Below are 17,343 nucleotides of genomic sequence, written 5' to 3' on the forward strand. Positions count from 1 at the left end.
GAAGGGGAAACCGGGAACATCGCGCAGAGATGCTGACAGCGCGGTGTCAGGAGGGCGGTTCGCTTGCGAGATCCCTCGGCCGGACGAAATCGGTCAGCGCCGCATCGTCGGCCGCCAAAGTTGTCACATCGAAGCGGGCCAGCGCGGCGGTTGGGAATTTTTCGGTCATGCGGGCGAGCGCCCGCTGATCGGAGCCCGGGCCGGCGAGCAGCGCCGCGCATTGCTCGAGACCGGGATTGTGGCCGACCAGGATGACCGAGCGCGGCGCGTCCGGCAATGCGCGCAGAAGCGCCAGGATATCCTCCGGCGCGGCCATGTAGATCGCCGGTTCGAAGCGGGTTTCGACCGGCGCGGCGAAAGCGGAGGAGACGCGCTCCCAGGTGTCGCGGGCGCGTCGCGCCGGCGAGACGAGGGCGAGATCGGGCAGCCAGCCGCGTTCCGCCATGAGCGCGCCGATCAGCGCCGCGGCCTTGCGCCCGCGTTTCGTGAGCGGCCGGTCGAAATCGTCGAGGGCGGGATCGTCCCAGGACGACTTGGCGTGGCGGAGGAGACAGAGGGTCTTCATGTCGCCAGTATGGGAGCGGGCGCGTGCGAGGGGAAGGGGAAACTCTGCCGCGCTTCGACGCATGACCGTCGCCTTCGCGATGGACGCCATGCGCGCTTTCTGGAAGAGTTTCGCGCGGAACCAGCCGCACGAGTTTTACATGCCGTCCCCTGTCCCGAACGATCCGCTGCTGCAGCCCTACCGGCTCAAGCACCTGACGCTGAAGAACCGCCTGATGATCACGGCGCACGAGCCGGCCTATGCCGAGGACGGCATGCCGAAGGACGCCTACCGCGCCTATCACGTGGAGCGGGCGAAGGGCGGGGTCGCGCTGACCATGACCGCCGGCTCGGCCTCGGTGGCGCGCGACTCGGCGCCGGCCTTCAACAACATTCTCGCCTGGAAGGACGAGGTGGTCGGCTGGATGCGCATGCTCGCCGAAGAATGCCACGAGCATGGCGCGGCGGTGATGATCCAGCTGACCCATCTCGGCCGGCGGACTCGGTGGGACCAGGGCGACTGGCTGCCGATCGTCTCGTCGACGCATGACCGCGAGCCGGCGCACCGGGCCTTTCCGAAAAAGGCCGAGGACTGGGACATCGAGCGGATCGTGCGTGACTATGCCGACGCGGCGGAGCGGATGAAGGCGGCCGGGCTCGACGGGATCGAGCTGGAAGCCTACGGCCATCTGCTCGACCAGTTCTGGTCGCCGGCCACCAACACGCTGGACGGGCCACATGGCGGCAGCCTCGACAACCGGATGCGGCTCTCCCTCGACGTGCTTGCGGCGATCCGCGAGCGGGTCGGGCCGGATTTCATTGTCGGCATCCGGCTGGTCGCCGACGAGGACATGGCCGGCGGGTTGACGAAGGCGGAGGGACTGGAGATCGCGCAACGGCTGAAGGTCAGCGGCACGATCGACTTCCTGAACGTGATCCGCGGCCATATCGATACGGACGCGGCGCTGACCGACGTGATCCCGGTGCAGGGCATGCGCAGCGCGCCGCATCTGGATTTCGCCGGCGAGATACGGGCCGCGACGCGGTTCCCGACATTCCATGCGGCGAAGATACAGGACGTGGCGACGGCGCGGCATGCCATCGCCGAGGGCAAGCTCGACATGGTGGGCATGACGCGGGCGCATATCGCCGACCCGCATATCGTGGCGAAGATCCTGTCCGGCCGCGAGGATCGTATCAGGCCCTGCGTCGGCGCGAATTACTGCCTCGACCGCATCTACCAGGGCGGCGGGGCGCGCTGCGTGCACAATCCGTCGACGGGCCGCGAACTGGAGCAGCCGCACGGCATCGCGCCGGCCGGGCGCAAAAAGCGCGTCGTGGTGATCGGAGCCGGACCGGCGGGGATGGAGGCGGCGCGCGTCGCCGCCGAACGCGGTCACCAGGTGATCGTGCACGAGGCGGCGAACGATCCCGGCGGGCAGGTGCGGCTGTCGGCGCAGACGCCGCGGCGCGCCGAGATGATGCAGGTCATCGACTGGCGCGGCGCGGAATGCGAGCGGCTGGGCGTCAGCTTCCGCTTCAACAGCTTCGCCGATGCGGAGGCGGTGCTGGCGGACAGGCCCGACACGGTGATCGTCGCGACCGGCGGGCTGCCGCATACCGACGTGCTGGAGGCCGGCAACGAACTGGTGGTTTCGGCCTGGGACATCCTGTCCGGCGACGCTCGGCCGGGGGAGACCGTGCTGGTTTACGACGATGCGGGCGATTACGCGGCGCTGCAGGCGGCGGAAAAGATCGCCGCGACGGGGGCGAAGGTGGAGATCATGACGCGCGACCGCGTCTTCGCGTCGGAAGTCATGGGCATGTCGCTGACGCCTGCCATGCGCGCGCTGCAGAAGTACGACGTCACGTTCACGGTGACCTGGAAGCTCGATGCGGTGACGCCGGACGGCAATGCGCTGGTGGCGCGGGTCGGCAGCGACTATGGCGGCGCGGCGCGCGAACGCCGCGTCGACCAGGTGGTCGTCAACGCCGCCACGCGGCCGCTGGACGATCTCTATTTCGAGCTGAAGCCGGGATCATGCAATCTCGGCGCGGTCGATTACGAGGCGCTGATCGCCGGCCGGCCGCAGGCGATGAGAGGCAATCCGGACGGCGCCTACGCGCTCTATCGCATCGGCGACGCGGTGGCGGCCAGGAATATCCACGCCGCGATCTACGATGCGCTGCGGCTGGTCAGGACGCTTTGAGGCCGGTTAGCGCAACACCCTGATCCAGCGGGCGAGGTCGAGCAGGCTGGCAAGGGCGCCGGCGACATAGGTGAGGGCGGCGGCGCGCAGGACGCCGTGGGCGCCCGAGAGGTCGCGCTCCGACAGGTAGTTTCCCTCGCGCAGGATCGGCAGCGCCTTGCCGAAACTGGCGTCGAACTCGACGGGCAGGGTGACGAGGTGGACGAGGATACGGACCGCCAGAAGCGCGATCCCGACGCCGGCCATGGCGAGCAGCGCCAGCGGCGAGCGGGCGATGACGGTCAGGACGGGGGCGGCGAGGAAGAAGACCGAGGCGACGGTGTCGGTCGCCGCCGCGACCGAGACCAGCGACTGGCGCAGTTTCAGGCCCTTCTCGTCGCGTGCGTGCTGCAAGGCGTGACCGACCTCGTGCGCGGCGACCGCGACGGCGGTCAGGCTTGCGCCCGTCGCGGGTTTCCGGGCTCAGGCGGACCGTGCGCGTTTGCGGATCGTAGTGATCGCCCTCACCGGTGGTTTCGACCCGCACGCCGTCGAGGCCGTGTTCGGCGATCAGGTGCTCGGCGAGTTCGCCGCCCGTGCCCGGAAAGTCCGGCCGCTCCGCGCCGTGACGGTGCATGACGTGTTGCACCCAGAATTGCGGGCCGAAGATGGCCGCGAGCAGCAGCGCGATCAGGACAAGGCCGAGGATGTGCATGTCGGGTCTCCGAAGACAGGACAGGCGCAGGCACCATGCGCGCAGTATTGCACGAATCCCGCATAGGTTGCAATCCGGTTGAATCGCAACCGTCTCGCTCGGCCGGGATGGGTGTCCGGCGCTACCAGCGCGCCCGCCGCGGCAGCCGGACGCCGGAGATCATCAGCACGGCGAGAGTCGCCAGGACGAGGCCGGCGACCTGGACGGGGCCGAGGGTCTCGCCGAACATGAACCAGGCGATGACAGAGGTAACCGCCGGGACGAGATAGAACAGCCCGGAGACGCTGGCGACCGCGTTCTGGCGGATCAGCAGCATCAGCAGCGAGATCGCGCCGATCGACAGCACGAGGACCAGCCAGGCGAGCGCGACAATGAATTTCGGCGTCCAGTCGATGACGCGGGTCTCGAACGCTAGCGAGAAGGCGCCGACGAGCAGGAGCGCCCCGGTATATTGCCAAACGGTGCCGGCGAGGAGGTCGGTGCCGGTGGCGAACCGCTTCTGGTAGATCGTGCCGGCGGTGATGCCGGCGAGCGCGATCACCGTGGCGATGATGGTCGGGACGGTGATCCCGCTACCCGATTGCAGCACGTGTTCCAGCCCCGGCGCGAGGATGAGCACCGCGCCGGCGAGGCCGAGGGCCAGACCGAGCCAGTGCCGCGCCGCCAGTTTCTCGCCGAGCAGCGGGGCCGACAGCACGGATGTCAGGATCGGCTGCAGCGACACGATCAGCGCCGCGACGCCCGCCGGCATGCCGTGGCGGATGGCCCAGAAGACGCCGCCGAGATAGAGCCCGTGAATGAGCATGCCGACGACCATCGCGTGGCCGCGCTCGCGCCCGCCGCGCGCGCGGCGCCCGGTGACGAGCATGACCGGGGCCAGTAGCGCCAGGACGATCAGAAAACGCAACGCCAGAAAGGTGAACGGCTCGGCGTCCGATGCGCCGAGCTTCGAGCCGATGAAGCCCGTCGACCACAGCAACACGAAAACAATGGGCGCGGCGCGCATGAGCATGGAGGACGATCCCGGAATCTGTGTGGGCCGGGACCCCGGCGCCTGTGGCGCGTGTCTTGGCAGGCGGCGGGGGCCGGGTCAATCGACTTGCATTGAACTGCTATTTCAAGAATTTGATCGCAAATGCTGGCGCGGTAACTTTTGGCGGTGAGCGCTCGAATTATCGCTCCGGGAACTGGTGACTCAGGAGATACTTTTCATGCCGCCCATATTCCCCGGCCCCAAACACCCCCTTTCCTGGTCGCACGGCTCCGCCGAGGTCTGGGCCTTGTCGGGCGCGATCCACCATCTGGAATTCTGGCTCCCTGACGGATCGGCGGTCGCTCCCTTGGCGGAGGCGCCGTGGCAGGATGATGTCGCGACGACGGGGGATGGGACGATCCCGGCGCATTTGCGGTTTCTCGGCGGGGAGTGGCCCTGCGTGCCGTTCGGCAAGAGCGAGGCCGACAGGATCGTGCACGGGTTCGGCACGGACAATTGCTGGACCTTCGAGCAGAGCGATGACGGCGTGGCGCTTGCGATCGACTATCCGGACGACCGGCCGATCGCGGGGCTGCGCCGGACGGTGCGCGGCGTGCCGGGCGAGGCACGTGTGGCGTTCTCGCTGGAGGTGACGGCGCGGCGGGACTGCGTCTTGCCGGTCGGGCTGCATCCGATCCTGGCGCCCGGCGGGCCGGGCGAGGCGGTGCGCGTCGAGGGGGCGTTTTCGCATGGCGAGACCTTTCCGGTCGTGTTCGAGCCGGGCGTCTCGCGGCTCAGGCCGGGGCGCCGCTTCGAAACCACGCAATCGCTGCCGCTGACTGATGGAGGGACGATCCCGTTCGGCGCATTGCTGAACAAGACAACCGAGGAGGCGTTCCAGCTTTTCGGCGTTGGTGGGGCGTTGCGCGTCGTCTATCCGCAATCCGGCCACGCGGTCCGGCTCGACTGGGATGCCGGCGACTATCCGACCTGCCTGTTCTGGATCTCGACCGGCGGGCGGACGGCGAAGCCGTGGAACGGGCGCTTCCGCGGTTTCGGCGTCGAGCCGCTCGACGCGCGTTTCGCGGACAGGAACGGCGAGGGCGCGATCACCGGCGGACGCCGGTTTGCCGCCGGAGAGAGGTGGACGACGCGCTACGCGATCGGCGTCGAAGGCCTCTGAGCCGTTTTCCTTTCGTTAAGCCTGTTTTCGGCAAGCAATCGAGAATCCGATTACAAAATCTTGCCATTAACCGGATCGCAAGCGTCCCGGACGATAGTTTTTCGCACATTAACCGGGGTGGGTAATGAATACCTTCGCTATTTTCTCGGCCTTTCTGCAGGGGCTCGGCATTGTTGCCATTTCGATGCGGCTGTATGAAATGGCCGTCGCGCAATGCGCCTCGAAGCGCTGCGAGAGAACCGCGGCCTCGCTCACATTCGTGGCCGGTGTCATCGTCTCGATGGGCTTTCCGCTGAATTTCTCGCCGGGCGTCGTGTTCGACCTGCGCCATGTCTTTCTCGTGATGGCCGCCTCCTATGGCGGCGTGCCTGCGGCGCTTCTGACAGCGGCCGCGGCGAGCGGATTCCGGCTGATGGATGGCGGGATCGGCCTCGTGTCCGGGCTCGTCGGGATCGGCATCTCGACCACGATCGGCCTCGGACTGGCGAGCCTGCACAAGCAGCGCGAATTGTCGCTCCTCCGGCTGGGCCTGCTCGGTCTCGCCGCGTCGCTGTCGCTGATCAGCGTGTTCCTGCTGCCCTGGTCGGCGGCGACGGACATCTTCCAGAATATCGCGGCGCCGTTCATCGCCATCAACCTGTTCGGCGTGATCATCGCCGGCGAAACGCTGAACAAGTTCCGCAAGCAGGTCGTGCGCGAAAAGGCGCTGGTCAGGGACACGGCGACCGACCCGCTGACCGGGCTCGCCAACCGGCGCGCCTTCGATGTCAACGGACCGGAAATGGCGCGGGCCGAGGTGGAGAAGGGCAATCGCTACGCCATCATGATCGTCGATGTCGACAATTTCAAAAGCATCAACGACACCTTCGGCCATGCCAATGGCGACCGTGTTTTGTGCCAGATCTGCGACATCATTTCGGCCAATGCACGCGGCGCCGACCTGGTCGCGCGCTATGGCGGCGAGGAAATCGTCCTGGTGCTGCCGGGTTGCGACGACGCCGGCACCGGCAGTGTCGCCGACCGCATCCGCAGCGGCGTCGAAACCGGGGTTTTCGAACTTCAGGGCATCCGGCTGAAGGTCACGGTCAGCATCGGCTATATCGTCAATGCCGATCCCATGCTGAGTTTCCAGGGCGCCTTCGACGAGGCCGACGCGGCGCTCTACCGGGCCAAGAATGCTGGGCGCAACCGAATCGAAAAGGCGCTCGCCGCCTGATTTTCGTCAGGCCGGCCGCGCCTTGCCGCCAAGCATCAGCGGCACCAGGAATATCGCCAGAAACGCCAAATTGACGATCAGGTTGAGCGGTGCGCCGGCGGCCAGCGAGGCGGCGCTGTCGGTGACGAACCAGACTGCGAGACCGGCGAGGACGAGCAGGCGCGCGGTTTGCGGGTCCCTGTCGTAGAGCCGGTCGGCGACCAGCCAGATCATCACGCCCCATCCGGCCATGACGCCGCCGCAGACGCCGTAGGCCAGCCGCGTCTCCGGCGCGGCGAGCGACTGCGCGCCGTCGGGCGGCCAGAAGGTCAGGTCGGCGAGGAGGGTCACCGGCCATGCGGTCGCCGGCCAGGCGCCGAAGGCGATGACGATGCCGGCAAGGACGACGAAGGCGGCGGAAAGCTTGAGCCGTTTTGCGGTCGGGTTGGCGATCACGGAAATCCTCCTGTTTCGGGGCGACGGGCGCGGGCGTCCGGCACCGCGACACAATAGCATGCGAAAACGGCGCGGGCGGCTTGGCGATACGGGCGCCGTCGTGTCAGGAAGGCGGCACGGCATTTCACAGGGAGGAGCAGCAATGACCGACAAACCGGGATTCGTCTTCGTTCATGGCGCCTGGCACAATCACAACACCTGGGACGCGGTCGCCCGGCGGCTGCAGGCAAAGGGCTTCGTGACGCGCGCCTTCGACCTGCCGGGCGCCGGCGTCAATGCGAAGCTGCCGCAATCCTGGCTGAAACGCCCGTTCGACGCGCAGGCCTTTGCGAGCGAACCGTCGCCGAACGCGGACGTGACCCAGGCGGAACGCACCGAGGCGGTCGTCAACGAGGTGCGCGAGACCGCGTCGCGGGCAAACGGCCGCGTCGTGCTGGTCGGCCACTCGCTCGGCGGCGCGACGGTGTCGCATGTCGCCGAGGCGGTACCGGACCTGCTGTGGGCCGCCGTCTATGTCTCGGCCTTCCTGCTGCCGCCCGGCATGCCGCCGGTCGAGATGATCAGGGACCCGTCGATGGCGGATGCGCTGGTGCCGTCGCTGTTTGCCGCCGACCCGCCGTCGATCGGGGCGATGCGGGTCGATTTCCGCAGCGCCGATCCGGCGTATCGCGAGCGCATCCGGCAGGCCTATTGCGGCGACATCGACGGCGAGGCGTTCGAGACCGCGCTGGCGCATCTGCATTGCGACGAGCCAGCGCAGGTGACCACCGTGCCGAGCCCGGTGACGCGGGAGCGTTTCGGCCGGGTGCCGCGCCACTATATCCACTGCACGCAGGACCGGGCGGTGACGCCCGCCGGGCAGAGGAAGATGATCGCGATGATGGACGAGGCGATGGGCAACGCGACCGCCGTGCACACGCTTGCCGCAAGCCATTCGCCGTTCGATTCCCAGCCGGGGCCGCTGGCCGACATCCTGGCGGAGATCGCGTCCGGCGGCTGAGCCGGGCGAAGACGTCCGCCGCCCTGTGACCGAATGCACATCCTTCCCGCGCCTCCGGCCGTAAGTTCACGGTCAAGGAGGCGGTGACAGGACGATCACCGGCACGGCAAATGACCAAGACAATCGCAATCCGCAACAGCCACGACATCCCGGGTTTTCACGCCGACCGCGCCGCAGAGGCGCGCGGCCTGCGCCACGCCCTGGTGCTGACGATCATGGCCGCCACGGTCTTCGCCGGTCTGGCGCTGTTCGCCGCGCAACAGCCGCGCGCCATGCAGCTGAACGCCACCGCGGGCGAGGCGGATATCGCGCTCGCCTATGCCGAGCCGGTGCCGGAACGGTTCGGCGGCGCGCTGGACGGCGTCTTCTCGCGTGACCAGGAGCATGAGCTGAACGACGCCTGGATGGGGATGACCGCGGTCTCTTCCGACGGCGTCGTCCTCGGCTACGTCACCGATGCCTTCATCAACGAGGACGGCTCGGTCGACGAGATCGTCATCGCGCCGGCCGGCGACGGCGGGGCGCTTTCGACGGCGGTCTATGTGCCGGCATCCTACGCGGAACTCGGCGGCGAGAGCGTGCATGTGGCGCTCGACGCCCGCGCCGTCGCCCGGCTGGAACCGGCGACCGATCTCGCCATGGCCGGCGAATGAGCCTGCGTTAACCGCGCGTTAACGGTGTTTTCCAACGGCGCGTTTACCCTGATCGCCTAGCATCCCGTCCGGGACGAGACCGGATGGATGTAAAATGACACGCAAGCCGCTTGCGGCGATCGCCGCGCTTTTCGTCTGCACGACCCTTGTCGCGTCCTGCACGGTGATCGACCTTGCGCCGATTCCGAATGCCGATGTCGGCTCTGCAACCCCCGTAACGAATGTCGAGATGGTGTCCGCCGCGCCCGCGCCGGGCGCGATGACGGCGCCGGCGGCGCCCGTCGAGATGGCGTCGGCTGCGTCATCGCCAGTCCTCGCACCGGCACCCATGACATCCCCTGCGCCAACGCCTTCACCGGCGCTTGCGCCGACACCGTCGCCAAGCGCGCAAATGACCGCGGCGCCCCCGGTCACGCTGGGTTTTCCGCGGGTCTCGCTGCCGCGCTTCGGGTCCCGGGACGGCGGCATGCCGGCGGAAGAGGTGCAGTGCCGCAAGCGGCTGAAGCGGCTCGGCGTGCGGTTCCGCGACATTCCGGCGATCCACGATTCCGCCAGCTGCGGCATCGACTACCCGGTCGAGGTCTCCTCGCTCGGCCGCACGATCGCACTCAAGCCGGCGGCGAAGCTGAACTGCGCCATGGCCGAGGAGGCGGCGCGCTGGGTGCAGAGCGATCTCGCCCCGGCGGCACGGGTGCGCTATTTCTCCGGCGTCGCCGAGATCCGGCAGATCTCGTCCTATTCGTGCCGCCGCATCGCCGGGTCGCGCACCATGTCGGAGCATTCGAAGGGCAATGCGCTGGATATCGGCGCGATCAAGCTGAAGAACGGTCGCGTCATCGACGTGCACAAGCCGGGCCTGTTCGCCTTCCGCGAACGCTCGTTCCTGCGCCGGGTGCGCGGCGAGGCCTGCGATCATTTCGGCACCGTGCTGGGCCCGGGCTACAATCGCGATCACAGGGACCATTTCCACATCGACCTGAAGCAACGGCGCCGGACGGCGTGTCACTGACCGCCAACGCCGTCTCCCTGAAAAGCTCTAAAGCAGGTGGCGGATGGCGTTGGCGTAATAGGCGACGAGGATTTCCTCGCCCGGCGCGATGTGCAGCAGGCCGTCTTCGCCGCGCGTGACGATGCGGCGCAACGTCAGCATGCGCAGGCCCGCCGTCACCTCGTAGTCGCGGTCGGCATGGGCGACATGGACATGGGCGCCGCGTTCGGCGAGCCGGTCGATCAGCGCGCCGACGCGCGCCTTCAGCGCGAGGAGGTCGAGCTCGCCGGCCGGCGCATCGAGCAGCGCGACGGCAACCAGCGACACCGGCAAGGCCGGAATGACCCTGCCGACTTCCTCCATCAGCATCGCGCCGATCTCCTCGGTCAGCGCGGGACGCTCGGCCTCGGCGAGATCGGTCCAGCGGGCGGCGCCGTGCCTTGCCAGCATCGCGTTCAGCGAAACCGGTTTGCCGAAAGAGACGCAGGCATAGCCGAAACGGTGCCATTTTCCGGCCATGCGCAGGCGCAGGTTCCTGAACAGGAAGGCGAGGGTGGTCGCGGTCTTCTGCAGCGTCGAGACCGGCGCGGCATGGCCGGTGGCGTCAGCGACGAGCGAGCGGTCCTCCAGCACGCGGTCGTAGTTCACCCCGACCGGGATGAAGACCGTGTCGCGGTCGCCGTGTTCGTGCGCCGACAGGATGTAGGACAAGAGGCCGAGACGGACCGGGCGCAGCGCGCCGTCGCGCGACAGGCCGCCCTCGGGAAAGATCGCCTGGGTGACGCCGGCATCCGTCGCCATGCGGACATAGGCGGCGAGCACCCGGCGATAAAGCCGGTCGCGGGTGTCGCGGCGGATGAAATAGGCGCCCATGGCGCGGATCAGCGTCTGCAGGACCGGGATGCGCGCCCATTCGCCGACCGCGTAGGAGAGCGTCGTCGATGCGGACGCGAGATAGGTGACGAGGACATAATCCATGTTGGAGCGATGGTTCATCACGAAGACCACGGTGGAATCCGGATTGACGCTGGAAAGCGCCTCGGTGTCCGTGTAGCCGAGGCGCACGCGGTAGAGCGCCGTCGACAGCATCCGCGCGATGCGGATGCCGATGCGGAAATAGGCATAGGCGTTGAAGGCGGGGACGATCTCGCGGGCGTAGCGCTCGGCCTGGTCCATCGCGACCGCGACCGGCATGTTCTGTTCGCGGGCATGTTCCTCGGCGGCGATCATCACGTCGGGATCATGCGCGACGCGGTCGATCAGCACCTGGCGGCGGGTCAGGCCGAAGGGCTTGATCTTCAGCTGCAGGCGGGTGTTGAGCTCCTCGATGGCGCGGTTGACGCGACGCCGGAAAAACCAGCGTACGGCCGGTGTCAGCAGCCGGTCGACGAAGGCGACCGCCGCCAGGGCGCCGGCAAGCGCCACCAGCCAGACCGGCAGTTCGATCGTTGCCGACATGCTGTCTCCCCTCGCTTTTTCGCAAGGTTAGCGGGGGCGGGCGGCGAAGTCGATTGCCGCAAAAACGCCGCCCCTTCCGGGGCGGCGCGTCCCGATCGGCAAGGATGCGATCCGCGTTACGGTCACCAGGTCTGGTAGGACGAGGCGTTGTTGTTGAGCGGCCCGCCGAGCACCGGCACGTTGGTCGAGAAGACGTTGCAGAAGCCGCCGAAGCCGGGGGCTTGGCAAAGCCTGATGCGGGCGCCTCCGAAGACCTTGAGAGAGGTGACCCTGTTGTTCCAGACGCCCGGGATCATCGGGGCGCTGGCGCCGGCGTTCACGCAGATCGACGCGCCCTGATAATTGGGCAGGTCGTAGACGCAGACGCGCTTGGGTTGCGGCGGCATCACGTCGTAGGACGAGGCCTTGTTGTTCAGCGCCGCGCCAAGTGCCGGCTGGTCCGAGTTGAACACGTTGCAGAAGCCGCCATAGTTGATGCCATCGCACAGGCGGATCGACGCGCCGCCGAAGACGCGCAGCGACGTCGCCCGGTTGTTCCAGAAGCCGGGGATACTGGCCGCGCTGGTGCCGGCAGCGGCGCAAATGCTGGCGCCGGCATAGTTCGGCAGGTCGTAGACGCAAACCTGCGCCGGACCCGGAGGTGGCGGCGGCGGGGGAGGGCTGCCGGGCGGCGGCGTGTAGCCGGGCGTGCCGAAGGTGATCGATCCGCCGCCGGGCAGCGGGATCGTGATGCCGAACTGCGGTTGCGAACCAGAACTCCCTCCGGCGGGCGGCGCGCCGAGATAACTGCGCGACACCCAGCCGTCCGGCCCCTCGTGATAGATCCGGCACCAGGTGTTGGCGGCGTTGCACTCGACGACATCGACGATCTCGCCGGCATGGAGCGTGTCGACGACCGAAAAGCCGGTGCCGGGGCCGGACCGCACATTGACGGCCGTCGTGGCGGCGGCCTCGAGCGCGGCGCCGGGCATTACCGATGCCGCAAGCGCGATGGCGGCAAGGCCGATGCCACGCAGATATTTCATCATGGTCATGACGCACTCCTCCTTCGAGTTGCCGACATGCTGCGTCCTGGCGGGGGCGCGGGCATTGACCGACATCAACACCGCCGAAGGTGCCGCTGCGGCACGTTGCCAGAGAGGCGGAATCAACCCTATCATCGCGACGCTTCGAGGCGTGACCCAACCCGGGACGCCGGACAAACCCATGAAAGGATCATCGAACATGAAGCGCCTCTCCCTTGCATCCATCTTTCTGCTCGCCGCCGCGGCACCGGCCTTCGCGCATCTCAATCCGGCCGAGCACGGCTCGTTTCCGGCGGGCTTCTCGCATCCGCTATTCGGGGCGGACCATATTCTCGCGATGGTCGCGGTCGGCCTGTGGGCCTATCTCAACGGCGGAAAGGCGATCTGGATCGTGCCGTCGGCCTTTGTCGGCACCATGCTGGCCGGTTTCTTGCTGGCGCTTGCCGGCGTGCACCTGCCCTTCGTCGAGCCGGCGATCCTCGCATCGGTGGTGGCGCTCGGGCTGCTGGTCGCCATGGCGGTGAAGCTGCCGGTCGTGCCGGCGGCGGCGATCGTCGGCGTTTTCGCACTGTTCCACGGGCATGCGCATGGCGGTGAAATCGGAACGGCGGGCGAATTCTCCTACGCGGCCGGTTTCGCGCTGGCGACGGCTGGCCTGCATGTGGCGGGCATCGGCCTCGGCTTCGGGGTGACCCGCCTGTTCGGACAGGGCGGCCGTGCCGAAGCGCTGGCCCGCGTGCTTGGCGGGGCAACGGTGGCGAGCGGCCTTTTCCTTCTCGCCGGCTGATCCAAACGGACAATTTTTCATGACGTGTTGCGCCGGCGGTTTCCGCCGGCGTTTTTTCATGCCTGCTGCGAGGCAAGGGCCGCGGGGGTGGCGTCCGGCGCCGGTTCGATGCATTCTGTCAGACCGGATTGAATTCCACGCCAAAAGGGAGGTTGGCCAATGCGTTGCTTCACTGTCCTTGGACCGTCGCAGACCGGGAAGTCCACGCTGGTGGACAAGCTCGGTTCACTGGAAGGCGCGGCAAAGAAATCGGTCACTCCCTACGGTCTGGGCGTGGCCGAATTCAGTTTCATGGGGGAGAACTGGTGCGCGCTCGACGCGTCCGGATCGATCGAGGCGCTTGCCCACACGCAGGATGCGCTCCTGGCAAGCGACGCCTGCATCCTGTGCGTTTCGCCCAATCCGGACGAGGCGGTGCTGGCCGCGCCCTATCTCAGGGTGGTCGAGGCGTCGGGCACGCCGTGCATCATCTTCATCAACAAGATCGACGAGCCGAAGGGGCGGATCCGCGACATCATAGCCGCGCTGCAGGACTATTGCGGCCATCCGCTGGTGATGCGGCAGGTGCCGATCCGCGAGGGCGACCAGATCGTCGGCGTGATCGACCTGATCTCGGAGCGCGCCTGGCGCTACCGCGAGGGGCAGACATCGACGCTGGTCAAGATTCCCGAGGAACTGATCGAGCGCGAGCACGAGGCACGCGCCGAACTGCTGGAGCATCTGTCCGAATTCGACGACTGGCTGCTGGAGGAGCTGATCGAGGATCACGAGCCGGCCAATGACGCGGTTTTTTCGATCTCGACGCGGGTGCTGCGCGAGAACAAGGTAATGCCGGTGATGGTCGGCGCGGCGAGCCACAATAACGGCGTGATGCGGCTGATGAAGGCGCTCAGGCACGAGGCGCCGCCGGTCGCCGCGCTGCGCAAGCGCCTTGCCGCGGCGAGCGGGGCGAAGGAGACCGCGCTCATGGCGGTCGGTTTCCATGCCTATCACCGCCAGAATGTCGGCAAGACCGTGCTGCTACGGGCGCTTGATGGCGGGTTGAAGCAGGGCGCGCAGCTTGGGGGCTCCGGCCTCGGCGCTCTGCAGGAGCCGGGCTCGGGCAAGGCGGCAGGATCGGGCGACCAAGAGCCGGGACAGGTGTTCGCCGCGGTGAAATCCGACCATCTGACCGCGCCGTCGGTGCTGACCGCCGACAAGGCGGTCGCCACGCCCGACTGGACGACGGCGCCGACGCCGATGGTCGAGCGGGTGCTGGCGCCCGAAAACGAGCGTGACGAGACGAAGCTTTCGGGCACGCTGGCGAAGATCGCCGAGACCGACCAGGGGCTGACGGTGACGCAGGAGGAAGGCACCGGCGCGCAGCTGGTCGCGGTGCAAGGGCCGGTGCATCTGCGCGACCTGATCCGCACGCTTTCCGAGGTGTTCAAGATCGCCGTTTCGGAGCGGCCGCCGAGCGCCGCCTATCGTGAGACGATCACCAAGAAGGCCGAGGTGCATTACCGCCACCGCAAGCAGACCGGCGGGGCGGGGCAGTTTGCCGACGTGAAACTGAGCATCCACCCGAACGGGCGCGGCGACGGCTTCACTTTCGACGAGACGGTGAAGGGCGGGGCGGTGCCGCGCAATTTCATCCCGGCGGTGGAAGCCGGCGCGCGCGAGGCGCTCGCCAAGGGACCGCTCGGCTTCCAGGTGATCGATGCCGGCGTCACGCTGACCGACGGCCAGCATCATTCGGTCGATTCCAACGAGTTCGCGTTCCGCGCGGCGGGCCGGATGGGCGTCCACCAGGCGCTGGGCGAGGCCGCGCCGGTGCTGATGCAGCCGATCTACCGGATCGAGTTCCATATCCCGTCGGTGTTCTCGGGCAGCCTGGTGCCGATCGTCTCGTCGTTCAAGGGACAGGTGCTCGGTTTCGACCGCGACGACAGCGCCAGGGGCTGGGACGTCTTCCGGGCGCTGATCCCCGGCCACGCGCTCGACGAGCTGTCGCATTCGCTGCGCTCGGCGACGCAAGGGATCGGCTGGTTCTCGCGCGAATTCGACCATTTCGAGGAGCTGTACGGCAAGGAGGCCGACGCCATCGTGCGGGCGCACGGCAACGGGGCGGAATAGCGTCCCCGCAAAACCGTCTGGCGTTATTTCAGGCCGGAGGCCTTGCGCAGCGCCTTGTTGATGCGGTCCTGCCAGCCGGGACCCTCGTCCTGGAACCAGGCCAGCACGTCGCTGTCGATGCGTAGCGTCACGCTTTCCTTGCCGGTGGGGATCGCCGCGCGCTGCGGCTTTTCCGACGGTTCGGCCGGCTTGGTGGTGGCGGATTTGAACAGCGCTTCCGCCTTGTCTCGAGCGCTCGAGGTCCGGCGCGGTGGGTATGCCATGGTCGATATCCTAGAGAATCATGTCGACAAGTATCGCACGAGATTATGCCGATAATCCTTACGGCTTGGCGTTTTCCTCACAGAAGACGCGCCGTCAACCGGATTTTCCGGTCTCGGCGCGATACGGCAGACGGTGGCGGTTCCCGTCAGCGCGGGATCGGGGTCGGCTTGCCGGCGGTGTCGAGCGCGACCATGACGAAGCTGGCGTCGGTGACCTTTTCCATCACGTGGGAGAGATAGCGCTGCGCCCAGGCCTCGATGCGCATGACCATCGAGGTGCGGCCGATGCGCTCGATCTCGGTATAGACGCAGAGCGTGTCGCCGACCTTGACCGGCATCGCAAACGACATCTCGTTGACCGCGGCGGTGACGACGCGTCCGCCGGCGACCTCGGCGCCGCGAATGCCCGATGCCAGGTCCATCTGCGCCATCACCCAGCCGCCGAAAATATCGCCCGCGGCATTGGTATCGCCCGGCATGGCGAGGGTGCGAAGCGTCAGTTCACCCTTGGGGGCGTCGGTGTCGGTCTTCTCGGTCATGGCGCGCCTGTCTTCTCTTTGCGATTCCTCTGCCTCCCTTGAAGGCCAAAAGCCGGCGCGACGCAACCGAGCATCACAAAGCCGACAGGCGATGTCGCCGCGCCCGCTACCGGGTACGCAAAGGTGGACATAGCCTTCGAACCTGAGTTCCACCGGGGCGCGTGCCATGTCCGAGACGATCCGCGCGGCGGTCTGCCGCGATTTCAATGCGCCGCTCGTCATCGAGGCGGTGACGCTGGCCGATCCGGGGCCGGGCGAGGTGAAGGTCGCCGTGAAGGCCTGCGCGATCTGCCATTCCGACATCATCTATGCCGAGGGCGGCTGGGGCGGCACGCTGCCGATGGTGCTCGGCCACGAGGCGGCAGGCGTGGTGGAGCAGGTCGGGCCGGGTGTTGCCGGCGTCGAACCGGGCGACCATGTGGTGGTGACGCTGATCCGGTCATGCGGGACCTGCCACTACTGCTCCGGCGGGCATCAGGTGCTGTGCGAGGAAGTCTTCCCGCTCGACCGGCAGTCACCGATTGCGGGCGCGGGCGGAGAGGCGCTGGTGCACGGGCTTCGAACCGGGGCGTTCGCCGAGAAGGTCGTGGTCGAGAAGAGCCAGGTCGCGGTGATCCCGAAGGAGATCGCCTTCGACGCCGCGTCGCTGCTCGCCTGCGGCGTGATCACCGGTTTTGGCGCGGTGACCAACACGGCGCAGATCCATCCTGGATGCCATGTCGCGGTGATCGGCTGCGGCGGCGTCGGACTGAACGCTGTGCAGGGCGCGCTCGCCTCGGGCGCGCAGACAATCATCGCGATCGATCTTTCCAATGACAAGTTGGCGGCGGCGAAGCGCTTCGGCGCGACGCACGGGATCAATGCGGGGGCCCCGGACCACCGCGAACAGCTGATGGCGCTGACCGGCGGGCGCGGCGTCGATTTCGTGTTCGTCTCGGTCGGTGTCAAACCGGCCATCGACAGCGCGGCGCAATACATTACCAAGGCGGGTTCCATCGTCATCGTCGGCATGCCGCCGTCGGGCGTGATGGGCGAATACGATCCGGGCACGCTGGCCGGCTGGAGCCAGAGGATCATCGGCTCGAAGATGGGCTCGGCGCAGGTGGCGCGCGACATCCCGTATCTGGTGACGCTCTACCAGGAGGGCCGGCTGAAGCTGGACGAGCTGGTGACCGGGCGGTTTGCGCTGGACGATATCAACGAGGCCATCGCCTCGACCAAGCGCGGCGAGGCGTTGCGCAATGTGATCGTTTTCGATTGA

General features: G+C 67.6%; 17 protein-coding genes and 1 pseudogene. 9 read left to right on the plus strand and 9 right to left on the minus strand.

Going from position 1 to position 17,343, the window contains the following annotated elements:
* Positions 1–46: 46 nt before the first annotated feature.
* Positions 47–655 carry a SixA phosphatase family protein gene (locus IG169_RS11880; protein WP_246717336.1) on the minus strand — a complete coding sequence of 203 codons (609 nt, stop codon included), beginning with the start codon at positions 653–655 and terminating at the stop codon, positions 47–49.
* 49 nt (positions 656–704) lie between these two features.
* Between IG169_RS11880 and IG169_RS11885 the strand changes: the two genes are divergently transcribed.
* A complete protein-coding gene (locus IG169_RS11885; protein ID WP_193176431.1) occupies positions 705–2,753 on the plus strand; it encodes an NADH:flavin oxidoreductase in 2,049 nt (682 codons plus the stop codon).
* Positions 2,754–2,759: 6 nt separating this feature from the next.
* Here IG169_RS11885 and IG169_RS24335 read toward each other — a convergent pair whose 3' ends face one another.
* The 3 genes and pseudogenes from IG169_RS24335 to IG169_RS11895 all read right to left on the minus strand — a co-directional run bounded on the left by IG169_RS24335 (position 2,760) and on the right by IG169_RS11895 (position 4,459).
* The gene (locus IG169_RS24335; protein WP_343225643.1) at positions 2,760–3,146 is read right to left on the minus strand and encodes a zinc metallopeptidase; all 387 of its coding nucleotides are present in this window, start codon (positions 3,144–3,146) and stop codon (positions 2,760–2,762) included.
* Positions 3,147–3,258: 112 nt separating this feature from the next.
* Positions 3,259–3,447: pseudogene (locus IG169_RS24340) on the minus strand (zinc metallopeptidase); the annotation flags it as partial.
* Between the two features lie 121 nt (positions 3,448–3,568).
* A complete protein-coding gene (locus tag IG169_RS11895; protein WP_193176432.1) occupies positions 3,569–4,459 on the minus strand; it encodes a DMT family transporter in 891 nt (296 codons plus the stop codon).
* 199 nt (positions 4,460–4,658) lie between these two features.
* Here IG169_RS11895 and IG169_RS11900 point away from each other — a divergent pair, with 199 nt between their 5' ends.
* Positions 4,659–5,603, plus strand: coding sequence for a hypothetical protein (locus tag IG169_RS11900; protein WP_193176433.1), 945 nt, complete (start codon positions 4,659–4,661; stop codon positions 5,601–5,603).
* Between the two features lie 124 nt (positions 5,604–5,727).
* Complete coding sequence (locus tag IG169_RS11905; protein WP_193176434.1) at positions 5,728–6,819, plus strand: GGDEF domain-containing protein; 1,092 nt, start codon at positions 5,728–5,730, stop codon at positions 6,817–6,819.
* Positions 6,820–6,825: 6 nt separating this feature from the next.
* On the opposite strand, the gene IG169_RS11910 is transcribed toward IG169_RS11905, so the two are convergent.
* A complete protein-coding gene (locus IG169_RS11910) occupies positions 6,826–7,254 on the minus strand; it encodes a hypothetical protein (protein WP_193176435.1) in 429 nt (142 codons plus the stop codon).
* 142 nt (positions 7,255–7,396) lie between these two features.
* Between IG169_RS11910 and IG169_RS11915 the strand changes: the two genes are divergently transcribed.
* The 3 genes from IG169_RS11915 (at position 7,397) to IG169_RS11925 (ending at position 9,916) form a co-directional block, all read left to right on the plus strand.
* A complete protein-coding gene (locus IG169_RS11915; protein WP_193176436.1) occupies positions 7,397–8,254 on the plus strand; it encodes an alpha/beta fold hydrolase in 858 nt (285 codons plus the stop codon).
* Positions 8,255–8,364: 110 nt separating this feature from the next.
* Positions 8,365–8,907 (plus strand): PRC-barrel domain-containing protein, encoded by a 543-nt coding sequence (locus IG169_RS11920; RefSeq protein WP_193176437.1) that lies wholly within the window; start codon positions 8,365–8,367, stop codon positions 8,905–8,907.
* A gap of 94 nt (positions 8,908–9,001) precedes the next feature.
* Positions 9,002–9,916, plus strand: a complete 915-nt coding sequence (locus IG169_RS11925; RefSeq protein WP_246717337.1) for an extensin-like domain-containing protein — start codon at positions 9,002–9,004, stop codon at positions 9,914–9,916.
* A gap of 27 nt (positions 9,917–9,943) precedes the next feature.
* Here the strand turns inward: IG169_RS11925 and IG169_RS11930 are convergent, their stop codons facing one another.
* Positions 9,944–11,353 (minus strand): 1-acyl-sn-glycerol-3-phosphate acyltransferase, encoded by a 1,410-nt coding sequence (locus IG169_RS11930; RefSeq protein WP_193176438.1) that lies wholly within the window; start codon positions 11,351–11,353, stop codon positions 9,944–9,946.
* Between the two features lie 122 nt (positions 11,354–11,475).
* Complete coding sequence (locus IG169_RS11935) at positions 11,476–12,387, minus strand: peptidase inhibitor family I36 protein (protein ID WP_193176439.1); 912 nt, start codon at positions 12,385–12,387, stop codon at positions 11,476–11,478.
* A 172-nt stretch (positions 12,388–12,559) separates the two neighbouring features.
* On the opposite strand from IG169_RS11935, the gene IG169_RS11940 reads away from it, so the two are divergent.
* Complete coding sequence (locus IG169_RS11940; RefSeq protein ID WP_428982247.1) at positions 12,560–13,165, plus strand: HupE/UreJ family protein; 606 nt, start codon at positions 12,560–12,562, stop codon at positions 13,163–13,165.
* A 159-nt stretch (positions 13,166–13,324) separates the two neighbouring features.
* On the plus strand, positions 13,325–15,280 hold the full coding sequence (locus tag IG169_RS11945; RefSeq protein WP_193176440.1) for an elongation factor G: 1,956 nt from the start codon (positions 13,325–13,327) through the stop codon (positions 15,278–15,280).
* 23 nt (positions 15,281–15,303) lie between these two features.
* Here the strand turns inward: IG169_RS11945 and IG169_RS11950 are convergent, their stop codons facing one another.
* Positions 15,304–15,543 carry a BrnA antitoxin family protein gene (locus IG169_RS11950; protein ID WP_193176441.1) on the minus strand — a complete coding sequence of 80 codons (240 nt, stop codon included), beginning with the start codon at positions 15,541–15,543 and terminating at the stop codon, positions 15,304–15,306.
* A gap of 146 nt (positions 15,544–15,689) precedes the next feature.
* Entirely contained in the window at positions 15,690–16,082 is a 393-nt protein-coding gene (locus IG169_RS11955; protein ID WP_193176442.1) for an acyl-CoA thioesterase, read from the minus strand.
* Positions 16,083–16,248: 166 nt separating this feature from the next.
* Between IG169_RS11955 and IG169_RS11960 the strand changes: the two genes are divergently transcribed.
* Positions 16,249–17,343, plus strand: a complete 1,095-nt coding sequence (locus IG169_RS11960) for a Zn-dependent alcohol dehydrogenase (protein ID WP_193176443.1) — start codon at positions 16,249–16,251, stop codon at positions 17,341–17,343.

Source organism: Oricola nitratireducens (assembly GCF_014904745.1).
GTDB lineage: Bacteria > Pseudomonadota > Alphaproteobacteria > Rhizobiales > Rhizobiaceae > Oricola > Oricola nitratireducens.